The 16,459-nt window shown below is 63.1% G+C and carries 15 protein-coding genes; 9 read left to right on the top strand and 6 right to left on the bottom strand.

Annotated features, from left to right (window positions below; genetic code table 11):
- Positions 1-149 precede the first annotated feature (149 nt).
- A complete protein-coding gene (locus tag AC1D1B_RS23580) occupies positions 150-1,409 on the bottom strand; it encodes an N-acetylmuramoyl-L-alanine amidase (RefSeq protein ID WP_477334766.1) in 1,260 nt (419 codons plus the stop codon).
- A 649-nt stretch (positions 1,410-2,058) separates the two neighbouring features.
- On the opposite strand from AC1D1B_RS23580, the gene AC1D1B_RS23575 reads away from it, so the two are divergent.
- The gene (locus tag AC1D1B_RS23575; RefSeq protein WP_477334765.1) at positions 2,059-5,004 is read left to right on the top strand and encodes an Rne/Rng family ribonuclease; all 2,946 of its coding nucleotides are present in this window, start codon (positions 2,059-2,061) and stop codon (positions 5,002-5,004) included.
- A gap of 232 nt (positions 5,005-5,236) precedes the next feature.
- On the opposite strand, the gene AC1D1B_RS23570 is transcribed toward AC1D1B_RS23575, so the two are convergent.
- Positions 5,237-6,166, bottom strand: a complete 930-nt coding sequence (locus tag AC1D1B_RS23570) for a glutaminase (protein ID WP_477334764.1) — start codon at positions 6,164-6,166, stop codon at positions 5,237-5,239.
- Positions 6,167-6,177: 11 nt separating this feature from the next.
- Positions 6,178-7,326 carry a pyridoxal phosphate-dependent aminotransferase gene (locus AC1D1B_RS23565; RefSeq protein ID WP_477334763.1) on the bottom strand — a complete coding sequence of 383 codons (1,149 nt, stop codon included), beginning with the start codon at positions 7,324-7,326 and terminating at the stop codon, positions 6,178-6,180.
- Positions 7,327-7,481: 155 nt separating this feature from the next.
- On the opposite strand from AC1D1B_RS23565, the gene AC1D1B_RS23560 reads away from it, so the two are divergent.
- The 6 genes from AC1D1B_RS23560 to aat all read left to right on the top strand — a co-directional run bounded on the left by AC1D1B_RS23560 (position 7,482) and on the right by aat (position 12,812).
- Entirely contained in the window at positions 7,482-8,894 is a 1,413-nt protein-coding gene (locus tag AC1D1B_RS23560; RefSeq protein WP_477334762.1) for a M48 family metalloprotease, read from the top strand.
- 57 nt (positions 8,895-8,951) lie between these two features.
- The gene (locus AC1D1B_RS23555) at positions 8,952-9,755 is read left to right on the top strand and encodes a DsbA family protein (protein WP_477334761.1); all 804 of its coding nucleotides are present in this window, start codon (positions 8,952-8,954) and stop codon (positions 9,753-9,755) included.
- 150 nt (positions 9,756-9,905) lie between these two features.
- Positions 9,906-10,340: a type II 3-dehydroquinate dehydratase gene (gene aroQ / locus AC1D1B_RS23550; protein ID WP_112564337.1), complete on the top strand. Its 435-nt coding sequence runs from the start codon at positions 9,906-9,908 to the stop codon at positions 10,338-10,340.
- Positions 10,341-10,366: 26 nt separating this feature from the next.
- Positions 10,367-10,828 (top strand): acetyl-CoA carboxylase biotin carboxyl carrier protein, encoded by a 462-nt coding sequence (gene accB / locus AC1D1B_RS23545; protein ID WP_477334760.1) that lies wholly within the window; start codon positions 10,367-10,369, stop codon positions 10,826-10,828.
- 10 nt (positions 10,829-10,838) lie between these two features.
- Entirely contained in the window at positions 10,839-12,182 is a 1,344-nt protein-coding gene (gene accC / locus AC1D1B_RS23540) for an acetyl-CoA carboxylase biotin carboxylase subunit (protein WP_112392211.1), read from the top strand.
- 12 nt (positions 12,183-12,194) lie between these two features.
- Positions 12,195-12,812, top strand: a complete 618-nt coding sequence (aat, locus tag AC1D1B_RS23535) for a leucyl/phenylalanyl-tRNA--protein transferase (RefSeq protein WP_477334759.1) — start codon at positions 12,195-12,197, stop codon at positions 12,810-12,812.
- A gap of 9 nt (positions 12,813-12,821) precedes the next feature.
- On the opposite strand, the gene AC1D1B_RS23530 is transcribed toward aat, so the two are convergent.
- The 3 genes from AC1D1B_RS23530 to AC1D1B_RS23520 all read right to left on the bottom strand — a co-directional run bounded on the left by AC1D1B_RS23530 (position 12,822) and on the right by AC1D1B_RS23520 (position 14,349).
- Positions 12,822-13,208, bottom strand: a complete 387-nt coding sequence (locus AC1D1B_RS23530; protein ID WP_477334758.1) for a hypothetical protein — start codon at positions 13,206-13,208, stop codon at positions 12,822-12,824.
- A gap of 75 nt (positions 13,209-13,283) precedes the next feature.
- Entirely contained in the window at positions 13,284-13,835 is a 552-nt protein-coding gene (locus tag AC1D1B_RS23525; RefSeq protein WP_477334757.1) for a DUF2155 domain-containing protein, read from the bottom strand.
- Between the two features lie 115 nt (positions 13,836-13,950).
- On the bottom strand, positions 13,951-14,349 hold the full coding sequence (locus AC1D1B_RS23520) for an NADH:ubiquinone oxidoreductase subunit NDUFA12 (RefSeq protein ID WP_477334756.1): 399 nt from the start codon (positions 14,347-14,349) through the stop codon (positions 13,951-13,953).
- Between the two features lie 225 nt (positions 14,350-14,574).
- Between AC1D1B_RS23520 and panB the strand changes: the two genes are divergently transcribed.
- Together panB and panC are read left to right on the top strand one after the other, a co-directional pair.
- Positions 14,575-15,405 carry a 3-methyl-2-oxobutanoate hydroxymethyltransferase gene (gene panB, locus AC1D1B_RS23515; RefSeq protein WP_477334755.1) on the top strand — a complete coding sequence of 277 codons (831 nt, stop codon included), beginning with the start codon at positions 14,575-14,577 and terminating at the stop codon, positions 15,403-15,405.
- Complete coding sequence (gene panC / locus AC1D1B_RS23510) at positions 15,402-16,259, top strand: pantoate--beta-alanine ligase (RefSeq protein ID WP_477334754.1); 858 nt, start codon at positions 15,402-15,404, stop codon at positions 16,257-16,259. Before panB ends, panC begins: the two co-directional genes overlap by 4 nt.
- Positions 16,260-16,459 lie beyond the last annotated feature (200 nt).

Raw genomic sequence — 16,459 nt, 5'->3', positions numbered from 1 at the left:
ACGGTCCCAATCCGCAATGGCAAACCCTTGTCGCCACCATGTGGACAAAATACGGCAGCGTCCGATTTCGGCATCCCCTGCCGGAAATAAAAGCGCCTGGTGTTGTCGTCGTGCAACGCTGCCTCTGGTTGCGGGCGGCGGCGGCCATCTCAGCCCCCGGTTCCCGTTCCCATCTTGGCGGAGGCAAACAGGGCGACAGCGTTGGTGATGCTCTGCGCCGCCTTTCCGCGCCAGTCGGCGTCGAGCAGCTGCGCCTCGTCCTTGGCATTGGAGAGATAGCCGAGTTCGACCAGCACCGACGGCACATCGGGCGCCTTCAGCACCTTGAAGCCGGCCGAACGCTGCGGATTGTTGATCAGGCCGACGCTGGTGGACAACTGGCCGACAAGGGTGTGGGCGAAGCTCATCGAGAAATTGTGCGTCTCGCGGCGGATCAGGTCGATCAGTATGTCGGTGACTTCCTTGTTGTCGTCCTTGATCACCATGCCGGCGAACTGGTCGGAGAGGTTTTCGCGATCGGCCAGCGCCTGCGCTTCCGGGTCGGATGCTTTGTCGGAGACGGTGTAGACGGTGGCGCCGCGAATGCCTTTGACGCTGATCGTGTCGGCATGGATCGAGATCAACAGGTCGGCCTCGTGCTGGCGGGCAATGCGCACGCGGTCATCGAGCCGCAGGAACTCGTCGGTCTCGCGCGTCATGAACACGTCGTAGTTGCCGACGGCGGCGAGCTTGTCACGCAGTTCGGTGGCGAAGGCGAGCGTGACGTTCTTCTCGATGGTGCCGTTGAGTCCTTCGGCGCCGCCGTCGATGCCGCCGTGGCCGGGGTCGATGACGACGGTGAAGCGATGCCCCGGATTGGAGATCGGCCCGGTGCCGACCCTGGCGCCCTTGTCGGTGGAGACGGTCGAGCCGGTGGTCAGCGCCTGGTTGGCAAGGGCTTCATCGAACTCGCGGTCGGAAGCCGCCGACATGTCGATGGCGATGCGGTAGCCGTTGCCGTCATCGTTCTTGAGCACATCCAGCCTGTCGACCGAGAACGGCCCCTTGCCGGTCAGGATCAGCCGCGATCCCTCACCCTGGTCGCCATAACGCACCGCCTTGACTAGGCCGCGCGCCTTGGCGTCCTTCGCGCTGATGGCGAATCGTGTGTGCGGCAGGTCGACGACCAGCCGGTTGGGGCCGCGCAGCAGGAACCATTTGATATCAGGTTCGCGGTCGAAATCGATGACGATGCGCATTTTGGTGGCGTCGCCCGCCATCTTGTAGGCGGTGGCGCCGAGCGGCGCATCGGCCGCGCGTGAAACCGGCGCAAAAGCGAAGCAAAGCGCCAGCAGCAAAAGTACACAAGCAGCGCGCAGCAAAAGGCCTGCACGGCCATGGCCCTTGTCTGTGGTGCCCGCCAGTCCCATCTCTTTGCAGTCGCTCCCGGTTTGGCGCCTTGCGCCCGCGTGGTTGGTCGAAATGCCGGTCAGGCCGCAGACTCGATTAACGATTGGTATCCAGAGAAGGTTAACCAAGCCTTTTCATTGAGGATTAGGGCCTTTGCTTCCGTTACGGCACTGCTTTTTGCCGGCATCCGAAATCGGGGTTGCCTTCCACCCCGTCAAATCATAAAAGCGATGGTGGATCACTGCAATCCTGGAACCGCTTCTCCCGCAGCTTCCCGCTACAGGTCAGATGAAAGGCGGCTCCTTTCGCTTCCAGCGAAAAGGCTTCAGGTGATCGCGACGAATTTCGCAGGTGTGCGCCCGTGGCGGGGGAATCGCCTGCGTGAGGAAAACGGCCGGGTTTGTTCCCGTGCCGGCTCTGTATGAGCAAACAAGCTGGTCCGGTTCGTCCGGGCTTTGGTTCAAAAGGTTCTGCTGGTGACGATGGCTTCAAGCGCAATCATGGAAAGGTCCGCATCAAACCGCGCCATTATGGCTGCGGGCGGCACCGCCATGGCGCTCAAGCGGCGTCCCGCGGACATTCAGACATCCGGCACCCACATCTCAGACACGCAGCAGCGGGCTTTGCCTCGCAAGCTGCGGCTGACGGCTGCCGGGAGGAAACGTAATAATGCCCAACAAAATGCTGATAGACGCCTCCCACCCGGAGGAAACACGTGTTGTCGTTATCCGCGGTAACCGTATTGAAGAATTCGACTTTGAATCCCAAGACAAGAAGCAGCTCAAAGGAAACATCTATCTCGCTCGCGTAACGCGCGTCGAACCTTCCCTTCAGGCAGCCTTTGTCGAATATGGCGGCAACCGTCACGGTTTCCTCGCCTTCAGTGAAATACACCCCGACTACTACCAGATCCCGGTCGCCGATCGTCAGGCTCTGCTGCGCGCCGAAGCGCAGGAAGCCGAGGACGAGGAGAACGAAGACAATGACGGCGACGACCGCCAGAGCCGCGATCGCGGCCGGCGCGGCCGCCGGCGCGGCGGCAAAGGCCGCGAGCGTGGCGAACACAAGCGCGACGCCGGCACGGATGATGACAGCGGCGAACATGGCGATGCCGGCAGCGATGCCGTTGCCGAAGAGCCTGCTTCCGAGCATGCCGCGGCTAATACTGCCGGGCATGAAGATCACGCCGGGCACGGCGAGAGCGAAAGCTCCGACACCGAGACATCCGAGACCGAACCGTCCGAAGGCGGCCCGACATCGATCGCGGCAAGCGTCGAAGCGGATGTGATCTCCGAAGCCGTCCCGCAGGCTGAGGCCGGCGACGAGGCGGCCTCCAGCGAGGCAAGCGGCGAGACTGCATCAGCCGATCATAGCGGCGAAGCCACATCCTCCGACAATGATCGCGGCATGCTGGAAGAGGTGCAGTCCTCGCATCCCGACGACCACGAGATTGAATCGGTCGGCGCCGAGGATGCGCTGGAAGAGGTGCGCAACCGCCGCAAGCCGGTGCGCCGCCAGTACAAGATCCAGGAAGTCATCAAGCGCCGCCAGATCCTTTTGGTGCAGGTGGTCAAGGAAGAGCGCGGCAACAAGGGCGCTGCTCTCACCACCTATCTGTCGCTTGCCGGCCGCTATTCGGTGCTGATGCCCAACACGGCGCGCGGCGGCGGCATTTCGCGCAAAATCACCAGCGCGGTCGACCGCAAGCGCCTCAAGGAAGTCGTTGCCGATCTCGAAGTGCCGCAGGGCATGGGCGTCATCCTGCGCACCGCCGGCGAAAGCCGCACCAAGGCAGAGATCAAGCGCGACTACGAATATCTGATGCGGCTTTGGGAAAACGTCCGCAATCTGACGCTGCAATCCACCGCCCCTGCCCTCGTCTATGAGGAAGGCAGCCTGATCAAGCGCTCGGTGCGCGACCTCTACAACAAGGATATCGACGAGATTCTTGTCTCCGGCGAGGAAGGCTATCGCGAGGCCAAGGATTTCATGCGCATGCTGATGCCGAGCCACGCCAAGGTGGTTCAGCCGTTCCGCGACACGACGCCGATCTTCGTGCGCAACGGCATCGAGGCGCAACTCGACCGCATGCTGCAGCCGCAGGTGACGCTGAAGAGCGGCGGCTACATCATCATCAACCAGACCGAAGCGCTGGTCGCCATCGACGTCAATTCGGGCCGGTCCACCAAGGAGCACTCGATCGAGGACACCGCGCTCCACACCAACCTCGAAGCGGCGGAAGAAGTCGCCCGGCAGTTGAGGCTGCGCGATCTCGCCGGCCTGATCGTCATCGACTTCATCGACATGGAGGAGAACCGCAACAACCGCTCCGTCGAGAAGCGGCTGAAGGATCACCTCAAGAACGACCGGGCGCGCATCCAGGTCGGCCGCATCTCGCATTTCGGCCTGATGGAGATGTCGCGCCAGCGTATCCGCGCCAGTGTGCTGGAATCGACCATGAAGCCCTGCCCGCATTGCGGCGGCACCGGCCATGTGCGCTCCGATTCGTCTGTGGCGCTGATGGTGGTGCGGGCGATCGAGGAATTCCTGCTCAAGGATTCGCGTAGCCACATCACCGTGCGGACGCCGGCGGCAACCGCGCTCTATGTGCTCAATCACAAGCGCGGCACGCTGGTGGAACTCGAAGGTCGCTTCGGCCTGACCATCACCATCGAGGCCGATGACACGGTCGGTGTGCAGCACTATGCGATCTTCCGCGGCGCCATTGCCGAAAAGCCGGAAGGCTTTGTCGAGGCGCGCAGTTTTCCGGCCTATGTCGAGCCGGAAGAGCCCGAGGACGAGATCGTCATCGAGGAAGAAGACGATGAGGTTGTGGTGCAGGCCGAACAGCCACGCCCGGCGCAGCCGCAGTCGCAGCAGCAGCCGAGATCGGCTGAGGACGGCGAAGGCCGCGACCGCAAGCGCCGCAAGCGTCGCAGGCGGCGTGGCGGCAAGGATCGCGAGCACGGCGAGCGCGAGCATGGCCATACCGCCGAAGGCGCTTCGGCCCCCGCGGCAAGCGACGACTTTGGCTCTGAACCAGGCGAAGACGATGCGGCACCGCAAGGCGAAGCCCCGGTTGGCGCCGCCGACACTGTCGAAGCGTCTGATGACGCCCAGGGCAAGAAGCGCCGGCGCGGCAAGCGTGGCGGCAAGCGCAATCGCCGTGAGGACGGCGAAGGCGGCACGGAGACCGAAGCCGGCGAAACCGCCGACGTTTCGGTGGCCGATGCCTCCGAGGCGACGGTCAGCGAGCCTGTCGCGGCGGTAGCAGTCGAAGAAGCCGCGGCTCCTGCAGCGGCCAACGACGACGAACCGGCCGCCGAAAAGCCGAAGAAGAAGCGCGCCTCGAGGGCGAAGAAGGCCGTGGCCGAAATCGCCGCCGAGACGGTGGCGGAAGCACCGGCCGCACCTGTTGAGGACGCTGCACCGGCCGAGGCGGCGACGCCCGCGCCGGCCGCCAAGGAGGAAGCGCCTGCCCGTCCCTCACGGCGCAAAGCCGTAGCGGCGGATACGCCGGTGGTGCCCGTGGTTTCCTCCAGCGTTGCCGACGAGGCCAAGGCCGAAGAAAAGCCGAAGCGTGCCGGCTGGTGGCAGCGGAAGGGTTTTTTCTAAGCTTTTCAGCTGATTAAGATAGATTTCTGACAAAAAATCCCGCGCCACCCTAAGAGATGGCGCGGGATTTTTTGTTATGTGGCGCGGCGTAAGGACTTGCCGAGATTCAGGTCAGGCCGAGTCGAGAATGGTTGATACCGAGAACCGGAGCGGAGCGTACTTGAGTACGTGAGCACCGGAAGCGCAGGAAGCTGCCATTCGCAGGCCGGCCTCACCTGAATATCGGTAAGTCCTAGGGAGCGAAGATCGACCAGTTCATCATCCTGGCCAGTTTTTCCAAGGCGATCGACCCCAGCTTTGAATTGCCGTTGGCGTTCAAGCCTGGCGACCACACGGCGAGCGAGGCGACGCCCGGCACGATCCCCAATATACCGCCGCCGACGCCGCTTTTGCCGGGAATGCCGACACGGAAGGCGAAATCGCCGGAGCCGTCATAGTGACCGCAGGTCAGCATCATGGCGCCGATGCGGCGTGCGCGCTCGGCCGACACCACCTGATACCCGGTCGCGGGATTCTTGCCGCCATTAGCGAGGAAGCGACCGGCCAGCGCCAGTTGCCGGCAGCTCATGGCGATGGCGCAATGGTGGAAGTAGACGCCCAGCGCCAGCTCCGGCGCGTGGTTGAGATTGCCGAAGGATTTCATATAGTTGGCGAGCGCAAAGTTGCGATAGCCGGTGGCCCGCTCTGAGGCCGCGACCTCGCGGTCGATGATGATCGTCTCGTCATCGGCGAGAAACTGGATGAAGCGCAGGATCTCGCCGATCGCCTCGCGCGGCTGGTGGCCGGCAAGCAGGATGTCGGAGACAACGATGGCGCCGGCATTGATGAACGGATTGCGCGGAATGCCGTTCTCATGCTCGAGTTGGACGATCGAGTTGAACGGATTTCCCGATGGTTCGCGCCCGACCCGCTTCCACAGCGCGTCGCCGACATTGCCGAGCGCCAGCGTGAGGGTAAACACCTTCGAAATACTCTGGATCGAGAACGGCTGGTCGGCGTCGCCGGCGACAAGCACGCGACCGTCATTGGTGACGGCGGCAATGCCGAATTTCTTCGGATCGACCTTGCCAAGCTGTGGAATGTAGGTGGCGACGTCACCGCGATCGGTTCGCTCCGCCATCTCAGTGGCAACATCGGCCAGTGCCTGTTCGAGTTCCGGCATGCTCGTCCCCGCTATTTCAGCCAACGCTCGATGCGCGCCATCGCCTCGACCATGTCGTCATGGCTGCCGGCATAGGAAAAGCGCATCGTGCGGTGTCCGGCCAGCGGATCGAAATCACGGCCGGGCGTCGCCGCCACATGCGCCTCGGCCAGCATTTTGCGCGCAAAGGCCATGCTGTCATTGGTATGCCGGGTGACATCGCAGAAAGCGTAGAAGGCGCCGTCCATGGGCGCCGCCAGAGGAAATCCGAGCTCCGGCAGCCGCTGCATCAACAGCTCGCGGTTCCAGGCGTAGCGCGCCTTCACCGCTTCCAGCTCTTCCGTCGCCTTGAAGGCTTCGATCGCCGCAATCTGCGACAGTTCCGGCGGCGAGATGTAGAGGCTCTGGGCAATGCGCTCGATTGGCCGCACCAGGGCATCCGGCAGCACCATCCAGCCGATGCGCCAGCCGGTCATGCAATAGTATTTCGAGAAGGAATTGATCACCGTCACGCCCGAGCCGTAGGCCAACGCCGTGGTGTCCGGCGCGGCATAGGCCAGCCGGTGATAGATTTCGTCCGATATCACCGCGATGCCAAGGTCTTCGGCAGTCGTCACCAGTGCCGACAGCTCGTCGGCGGGAATAACCGCGCCGGTCGGATTGGCCGGGCTCGCGAACAGCACGCCCTTCAACGGCTTTTCGCGGTGCGCCGATTTCAAATGGTCGGCATGCAGATAGGCGTCGCTGCCGAGTTCGATCTCGACGATCTCGATGCCGAGTGCGGCCATGATGTTGCGATAGGCGGGATAGCCGGGTGCTGCGATAGCGACGCGGTCGCCCGGGTCGAACATGGCCAGGAAGGCCAGATTGAAGGCTGCCGACGATCCCGTCGTCACGGCGATGCGGTTCGGCGCGACATCGATCCCGTAATGGTCGCCATAATGCGCGGCGATCGCCTTGCGCAGATCCGCCAGACCGAGCGTATCGGTATAGCCGATGCGGCCGATCTTCAGCGCATTTGCGGCGGCCTCCCTGACCCCCACCGGAGCCGGGTCGGATGGCTGGCCGACGGCCATGGAGATGACAGGCACGCCCGTCGCCTTCAGCCGGTTGGCCTCGGCCAGAATGTCCATGGCGTGAAACGGCTCAACTTCCCCGCGGCGCGACAGCGAAACAACCATTTGACCTCACTCTTTCCGCCCAAACCCGCCGCCCTGACCCACCGACCAAGGCGGCAGCGCCGCACAAATGCCCGATTGATGTGAGGATCACAAGTTCGCCTAGTTTCGGTGCCGACTCTTTTCATCGTTCGCCCGCTCGTTTACCAGTGGACCTCATGCTGAGCCGACCCAAATCGACGATTTCCAAATCTTCCATCGGGAAGACAGCACGGGGCCTCGCGACGCTTTTGCTTGCCGCCGCCGTCGCAATCTCCGGCTCGGCGACGGCGTTCGCGCAGGGCGTGCCGGTGGTGCGCGATGCCGAGATCGAGGCGCTGGTGCGCGACTATGCGCGGCCGATCTTCAAGGCGGCCGGTCTTGCCAATGACGGCGTCGATATCGTTCTGGTCAACGATCAGAGCTTCAACGCCTTCGTCACCGGGCGCCGGCTGTTCATCAACACCGGCGCGCTGATGCAGGCCGAAACGCCCAACGAGATTATCGGCGTCATCGCCCACGAAGCCGGCCACATCGCCGGCGGCCACCAGCAGAAATTGCGTGACCAGCTCGAGCGCGCCAAGACGATGGCCATCATCGCCACTCTGCTTGGCGCCGGCGCCATCGTTGCCGGCGCCACCACCAACAGCCGCGGCCTTGCCGGCGCCGGCATGGGTGTCGCCGCCGGTGGCGGCGAGATGGCGCAGCGCAGCATTCTTGCCTACCAGCGCACCGAAGAGTCGACCGCCGACCGCTCGGCCATCACCTATCTCAATGCCACCGGCCAGTCCGGCATGGGCATGCTGAAGACCTTCGCCCGCTTCCAGAACGCGCTGTCTTTGTCCGGCACGCAGGTCGATCCGTACCGGATCAGCCATCCAATGCCGCAAGAGCGCATCGCCAATCTCGAAGTGCTGGTCAAGCAGAGCCCCAATGTCGACAAGGTCGATCCACCGGCACTGCAGCAGCGGCACGACATGATGCGCATCAAGATCGCCGCCTATATGGGCGGCCAGGCCGCCGCGACGCGGCTGATCCGCAAGGCCCCGGGCAGCCTCGCATCGCGCTATGGAGAAGCGCAGATGGCCTATCTCTACGGCAATCTGGGCGCTGCACTCACCAAGACCAACGCGCTGATCAAGGAACAGCCGAAAAATCCCTACTTCCAGGAATTGCGCGGCGACATCCTGATGAAGGCCAACAAGCCGAAGGACGCGGCGGACGCCTATGCCAAGGCGGTCAGCCTTGATCCGGTGAAGTCGGGCCTGCTGCCGGTTTCGCTCGGTCAGGCACTGATAGCCATCGGCACGCCCGATTCGCTGAAGAAGGCGGTGGTGCAGATCAACAACGGCCTCGGGCGCGACAAGGAAAACACCGATGGATACCGCTATCTGGCCCAGGCCTATGGCGAACTCGGCAATATCCCTTCGGCCGAGCTCGCCACCGCCGAGGGCCATTTCTATTCAGGCGACTACAAGAATGCGAAAATCTTTGCCATGCGCGCGCAAAAAGACTTGAAGCGCGGCGAGCCCGGCTGGATTCGGGCGCAGGACATCATAAACTACAACCCTTCAGGCAAACTCAAGAAGTGAACCTTCCGGTCGCCCGTAGCGACTAGGATAGACCAGAACCGGCAAGAGGATGAGACGATGAACAAGGCAATATTGCTCGGCACGACGGGAGTGGCGGCTGCTCTTGCCATGCTGGCTTTCGGGTTCGTCGCCGGCAGTCCGCAGGTGGCCAAGGCCGATACGGCGCAGATCGTGCAGGTAGCGTCCTCGGACACCAAGATCGATCGCGCCGAGGTCGAGGGCATCATCCGCGACTACCTCTTGAAGAACCCTGAGGTTCTGCTCGAGGTGCAGGACGCGCTCGAGGCCAAGCAGAAGGAAGAACAGCGGATCGCCGCCCTCGGCGTCATCAAGGACGCCAAGGAGCAGATCTTCAACTCCACCTTCGACGGCGTCGTCGGCAATCCGAACGGCAAGGTCACCATTGTCGAGTTCTACGACTACAATTGCGGCTTCTGCAAACGCGCCATCCAAGACATGCGTGAACTGACCAAGTCCGATCCGGACCTGCGCTTCGTGCTCAAGGAATTCCCGATCCTCGGTCCGGATTCGCAAAAGGCCAGCGTCGTCTCGATGGCCTTCCACCTCATGATGCCGGAGAAATACGGCGAGTTCCACAATGCGCTGCTCGGCGGCCAGGGCCGCGCCACGGAGGCGGCGGCCATCAAGGTGGCGCTGTCGCTCGGCGCCGATGAGGCGACGTTGCGCGAGAAGATGAAGGACCCGACCATCACCGAGGCTTTTACCAAGACCTACGACCTCGCCAACAAGCTGGCCATCACCGGAACTCCATCCTATGTGGTCGGCAATGAGGTGGTATTCGGCGCGCTCGGCCAGCAAGTGCTGGCCGAAAAGATCGAGGCGGCGAAAGCCGCGCTCTGATCTTGCGCGCGAGCCTATTTCTCACGGGGACATTTCCGCCTGTTGTGGACAGTGAAAGATCGCACTTGTGCTCTTTCCGCGGGCAGCTATGCCCATTATAGAAGGCCCTGCGCGCCGGCTTGAGGCCGGCGCCGGAAAAGGTCGGCATTTTTGAAAACGATTTTCGTCCTGAACGGCCCCAATCTCAACGCGCTCGGCAAGCGCGAGCCCGGCATCTATGGCGGCAAGACGCTTGCCGCGATCGCCGACGACTGCAAGCAGGCGGGCGCCGCCCTTGGCCTCGAGATCGATTTTCGCCAGTCGAACCATGAGGGCGACCTCGTCGACTGGATCCAGGAAGCCGGCGACAAGGCTGCCGGCATCGTCATCAATCCGGGTGCCTACAGCCATACCTCGATCGCCATTCACGACGCCATCCGCGCTATCGCGCCGCTGCCCGTCGCTGAAGTTCACCTCTCCAACATCCACGCGCGGGAACCATTCCGCCACGTCTCCATGGTTGCGCCGGTCGCTGTCGGCATGATCTGTGGGTTCGGGCCGCTTGGCTACTCGCTGGCGCTGCAGGCGCTGGCGGCACGGCTATGACCGGCTCACAAACAGAAGGCTCGAAAATGTCGATAAAGAAGACCGGTGTTGACCAGCAACTGATCCGCGATCTGGCGGGCATACTGAACGACACCAACCTCACCGAGATCGAGGTCGAGCTCGGCGACCTGAAGGTGCGCGTATCGCGCCAGGCGCCGGCGGCCATCCACGCCATTGCAGCACCTCAAGCAGGCTATGCGCCGGCAGCGCAGCCCGCGGCAAGTGCTGCCGCACCCGCGGCGGCCGATCCGTCCAAGAACGCGGTCCCCTCGCCGATGGTCGGTACTGCCTATCTTGCCCCCTCGCCCGACGCCAAGGCCTTCATCGAAGTCGGCCAGACGGTCAAGGAAGGCCAGACGCTGCTGATCATCGAGGCGATGAAGACGATGAATCAGATCCCTTCGCCGCGCGCCGGCACGGTGACGGCGATCCTGTTCGAGGACGGCCAGCCGGTCGAATACGGCATGCCGCTCGTCGTGGTCGAGTAGAGCGGGCCGGATGTTCCAGAAGATCCTCATCGCCAATCGCGGCGAAATCGCGCTTCGGGTGCTGCGCGCCTGCAAGGAACTCGGCATCCAGACCGTGGTGGTGCATTCGACCGCCGACGCTGACGCCATGCATGTGAGGCTTGCCGACGAGAGCGTGTGCATCGGCCCGCCGCCGTCGCGCGACAGCTATCTCAACATCCACCAGATCGTTGCCGCCTGCGAAATCACCGGCGCCGACGCCGTGCATCCGGGCTACGGTTTCCTGTCGGAGAACGCCAAGTTCGCCGACATCCTGGCCGCCCATAACATCACCTTCATCGGTCCGTCGGGCGACCATATCCGCATCATGGGCGACAAGATCGAGGCCAAGCGCACCGCAAAGCGCCTCGGCATCCCCGTGGTGCCAGGCTCCGACGGCGCCGTCACCGATCAGAAGGAAGCCAGGCGCATTGCCGCCGAGATCGGCTATCCCGTGATCATCAAGGCGTCGGCGGGCGGTGGCGGGCGCGGTATGAAGGTCGCTCTTACCGAGGCTGACCTTGAGATCGCCTTGCAGACGGCCAGCACGGAAGCCGGTGCGGCCTTCGGCGACGATGCCGTCTACATCGAAAAATACCTGGAAAAGCCGCGCCACATCGAGGTGCAGGTGTTCGGCGACGGCGCCGGTCGCGGCGTGCATTTCGGCGAACGCGACTGTTCGCTGCAGCGCCGTCACCAGAAGGTCTGGGAAGAGGCGCCTTCGCCGGCCCTCAACGCCGAGGAGCGCGCCCGCATCGGCGGTATCTGCGCCAAGGCCATCGCCGATCTCGGCTATTCCGGCGCCGGCACGATCGAGTTCCTCTACGAGAACGGCGAGTTCTACTTCATCGAAATGAACACGCGTCTGCAGGTCGAGCATCCGGTGACGGAAGCGATCACCGGCATCGATCTCGTGCATGAGCAGATTCGGGTCGCCTCCGGCGGCGGACTTTCGGTGCGCCAGGAGGACATCAAGTTCAACGGCCACGCCATCGAATGCCGCATCAACGCCGAGGATCCGCGTACCTTCACGCCTTCGCCCGGCACGATCACGCATTTCCACACGCCTGGCGGCCTCGGCATCCGCGTCGATTCCGGTGTCTATTCCGGCTACAAGATCCCGCCCTATTACGACAGCCTGATCGGCAAGCTGATCGTGCATGGCCGCAACCGGGTCGAATGCATGATGCGGCTGCGCCGCGCGCTCGACGAATTCGTCGTCGACGGCATCAAGACGACGTTGCCGCTATTCCGCGACCTCGTCGGCAATGCCGACATCGCCAATGGCGACTACGACATCCACTGGCTGGAAAAATATCTGGCCAAAGAGGAATAGCACGAAGACGCGATGACCCGCCCGTATGCGCCCGGCTATCGCATTCCGACCGACCTTTTGCTCAAGGCCTATGCCTCGGGCGTCTTCCCGATGGCAGAGAGCGCTTCGGACCCTGAGGTGTTCTGGGTGCGGCCGGAGACGCGCGGCATCATCCCGCTCGACGATTTCCACACACCGAAGAGCCTGAAGAAGACGATCCGCAAGCACCCATTCGACATCCGCTTCGACTTCGATTTCGAGGCGACGATCGACGGCTGCGCCGAAAAGCGCGAGGAACGTCGCTCGACCTGGATCAACGCGCCGATCCGCGAAGCCTATGTCGAACTGCACCGTCTCGGGCACTGCCACTCGGTCGAAGCATGGCGCGAGGAACGGCTGGTCGGCGGCCTCTATGGCGTCTCGCTCGGCCGGGTTTTCTTCGGCGAAAGCATGTTCGCCCGGGAGACCGATGCGTCCAAGACCTGCCTCTATCATCTGGTCGAGCGGTTGAAGGCACGCGGCTTCGCGCTGCTGGACACGCAATTCACCACCGAGCATCTCAAGCGTTTCGGCGCGGTCGACGTACCGCGTGGCAAATACGAGAAGATTTTGGCCGACGCGCTGAAGGGCGAAGCGGTTTTTTATCCCTGACCGAGGCCATTAGCTTTTCGCAGCAGCCTCCATCGGCGTCTGCGAATGGAACATCATCTTCCAGCCGGTGACACGGTGGACGTAGCCGGTGCTGACCAGCGCCGCGTAGAGCTCGCCGTTTTCCCGTGTCGCGTGAGCCTCATAAGTCAGCATGATGATGTCGCTGCCGGGCTCGATGATGCCCTTGAGGTCGATCTGCAGATCGCGCCAGCGGTTGGGCTTGGTCGCGGTCTTGGCCAGGTCGGCGTTGTCCATTGCCTTCGCCATCTCAGGAAACGCCACCAGGCATTCCGTGTCGGCATTGGCCGCGTAGTAAGCCGCATCTCCTGTCCAGAACCCCTTTTCGAGCTCGAGCAGGTCCTTTTTGCTGGCGGTAATCCGCTTGCTGTCTGACATCTGGAAATCCTCCAAGCGCATAAATGCGCGGTCGTCCATGGCCCAACGCATGGTGGCCATGACGGTTCCGGAGGATCAGTTGGTGGTGGTTGCGTCGGGTCCCGCGGGATCTGGCTGTTCCACAGCCGGAGCCGCAGCGGGCTTCGGCTTTGACGTATCGACGTTAGGGGTCTCGGCCTTGGCCGCATCGGGCGGCGGCACGTCCGACTTCTGCTTGCAGCCCTTCAGCCAGACGTCATAGACGGCGTGCTCGACGGCGTTGAGGCCGGGACTTTCGGCAAACATCCAGCCGGTGAAGATGCGGCGGATCTTGCGGTCGAGCGTGATCTCGTCGACCTCGACGAAGGAATCGGTCTTCGGCTCCTCGTTTTCCGGCCGCGAATAGCAGATGCGCGGCGTCACCTGCAAAGCGCCGAACTGCACGGTTTCGTCGATATAGACGTCGAAGGTGATGATGCGTCCGGTGATCTTGTCGATGCCGGCAAATTCCGCGACCGGGTTGGTGATGCGATCCGAGATTGCCGGCGCCGCGGCAGGCTCCTGGGCTGCCGCAAACGCGGTCGGGCACATGGCAGCAGCGGCGACTGCCGTCAGTCCGGCCATCGATGTCAGGCTGAAAATGTTCATGCTGATATACCGGTGGTTTGGGCCCGGGTGATTCTGTCACGCCCAAGGCTATTCGCCGTTGTCATTCCAACAAGCAGCTAAACGCCAATTGTGGCGACAAAAGACCGGCCGGCGGTCAAGAACCAGGCGTCCACGCATCATAGTCGCCCGTCACCTGCGGACGGTGCTGATTGGTGAGCACGGAACCCTTCGGGCGATAGGCGGCCGGTGTTCCCGTGAGGTTCGGCTCGTGCGCCTTTTCCCATTCGCGCGGGCGATAGTCGTCGCTCGGCGGCGCGACATCGACACGGTGATGCATCCAGCCGTGCCAGCCCGGCGGAATCGCCGAGGCTTCCGAATAATTGGCGTAGATGACCCAGCGGCGGGTGCGGCCTTCCGAATCGACGCCGCCTTCGTAGTAGACATTGCCGGTAGCGTCCTGGCCGACCTTGCTGCCGTGGCGCCAGGTGTGGAAGCGCGTTCCCAGCGTCTGGCGGTTCCACCAGGTGAAAAACTGCAGAAGGAAAGTTTTCATTCATATCCTCGCGGAGCGCGCGGCGGTGCCTGCCTTCAGCTTATGGCGTCAGGCTATCGCGAAGGCAAGGGTTTTGCAGTGCCTGCGGCGCTGACGGCATGCCGAAAGCATGGGCGTCGGTCAATCCATTTCGCAACTGCGAACACCACACTTGCCAAGCCGGCTGCGTGTTCCTAAAGCTCTGCGCAGCCGGCGCTGGTCAACGCCGGCTGCGGGAGGTGAGGAATGGCCCCAGCTGTCGTCAGGATCAGCGCGGAGACGATTCGCGCCCGCAAGGGCGGCGTGCCGATCGTCTGCCTGACCGCTTACACCTATCCCGTCGCCCGCCTTCTCGACGACCATGTCGACCTTCTCCTGGTCGGCGACAGCGTTGCCATGGTGCTGCACGGCCACGAGACCACGCTCGGCGCTTCGCTGGAGATGATGATCTCCCATGGCCAGGCTGTGATGCGCGGGTCGGCCAAGGCCTGCGTGGTGGTCGACATGCCGGCCGGCAGCTATGAGAATTCGGCCGCGCAAGCCGTTGCCTCTGCGCGCCGCATCGTCGAGGAAACCGGCTGCCAGGCGGTGAAGCTGGAGGGCGGCGTCGACGTGGCCGACCAGATCGCGGCCATCGTCGCCGCTAGTATTCCGGTGATAGGCCATATCGGCCTGCAGCCACAATCGGTGGAAAAGGACGGCGGCTACAAGATCAAGGGCCGCACGCCGGAGAATGTCGCGACACTGATGCGCGACGCCGACGCGGTCGAGAAGGCCGGCGCATTTTCACTTGTCATCGAAGGCACGGTCGAGACTGTTGCCGCCGAGCTGACCCGGCGCGTCGCCATTCCCACCATCGGCATCGGCGCCAGTGGCCAGTGCGACGGCCAGATCCTAGTCATCGACGACATGATCGGCCTGACCGTCGACCGGGTGCCGAAATTCGTCAAGGAATATGCCGAATTGCGCAGCGTGGTCGCCGATGCCGCCGCGCGTTACGCAGCAGAGGTGCGCAGTCGTACCTTTCCCGGACCGGGCCACGTCTTTTCAGGAAAAACAGGCAAGGACAACGCATGAACCAGCCGGTCGTTGTCGACACTGTGCTTGCCCTTCGCGCGCAGATTCGCGACTGGCGGCGCGACGGCCTCAGCGTCGCCATGGTGCCGACCATGGGCGCGCTGCATGACGGCCATATCTCGCTGGTCAGGGCCGCGCTTTCGACGGCCGATCGCTGCATCGTCTCGATCTTCGTCAATCCGGCCCAGTTCGCCCCCACCGAAGACCTCGACAAATATCCGCGCCAGCTGGCGCGCGACCTCGACCGGCTGGCGCAAGCCGGCGCCCATCTTGCCTTCACGCCTACGGTTTCCGAGATGTACCCGACTGGCTTTGCGACCAGGATTTCGGTCGGCGGCCCGTCTTCGGGGCTGGAATCGGATTTCAGGCCGACCTTCTTCGAGGGCGTCGCCACGGTCGTGGCCAAGTTGTTTCTGCAAGCCCTGCCCGATCGCGCCATTTTTGGCGAAAAGGACTACCAGCAGCTTTGCGTCGTCCGAAAACTCTGCCGCGATCTCGACCTGCCGGTGGACATTATCGGCGCGCCAACCGTGCGCGACGCGCACGGCCTCGCAATGTCGTCGCGCAATGCCTATCTCGGCGCCGCCGAACTTGGTGTCGCACGCCAGCTCAATGTCGTCCTGCGCCAAGCGGCGGCAGCGCTTGCAGCCGGCACCGACGAAAGCAGCGTGACCGCCAAGGCTGGTGGCGCGCTTCTCGAGGCAGGCTTCGGCCGCGTCGACTATGTCGCCGCGCGCGAGAGCCTGACCCTTGCCCCCTGGCGGCGTGACAGCGACGGCCGCCTCCTCGCCGCGGCCTGGCTTGGCAAGACCAGGCTGATCGACAATGTGGAAGTTTCCTCATTTATTCCCTGAAAATTTCCAAATTCATTCACTTTGATTTGTATCGCAGATTGGCCCGAGCGCTCTTACACAACAGCCCCTCAGGCACGTATTGGCTGGTCTGACATTGATTGCAACACTCCAAACGCCACTGTGAGACGTTTCACAGACGTAACGTACCCGGCAATGTTGTGTGAGACCTCAGGCAGAGATAATGTGTGACCTGCCACTAC

It is taken from the genome of Mesorhizobium sp. P2_C5_2 (genome assembly GCF_056404535.1).
The sequence above is the reverse complement of the archived record's forward strand: the minus strand, read 5'-3'. Positions and strand labels throughout refer to the sequence as shown.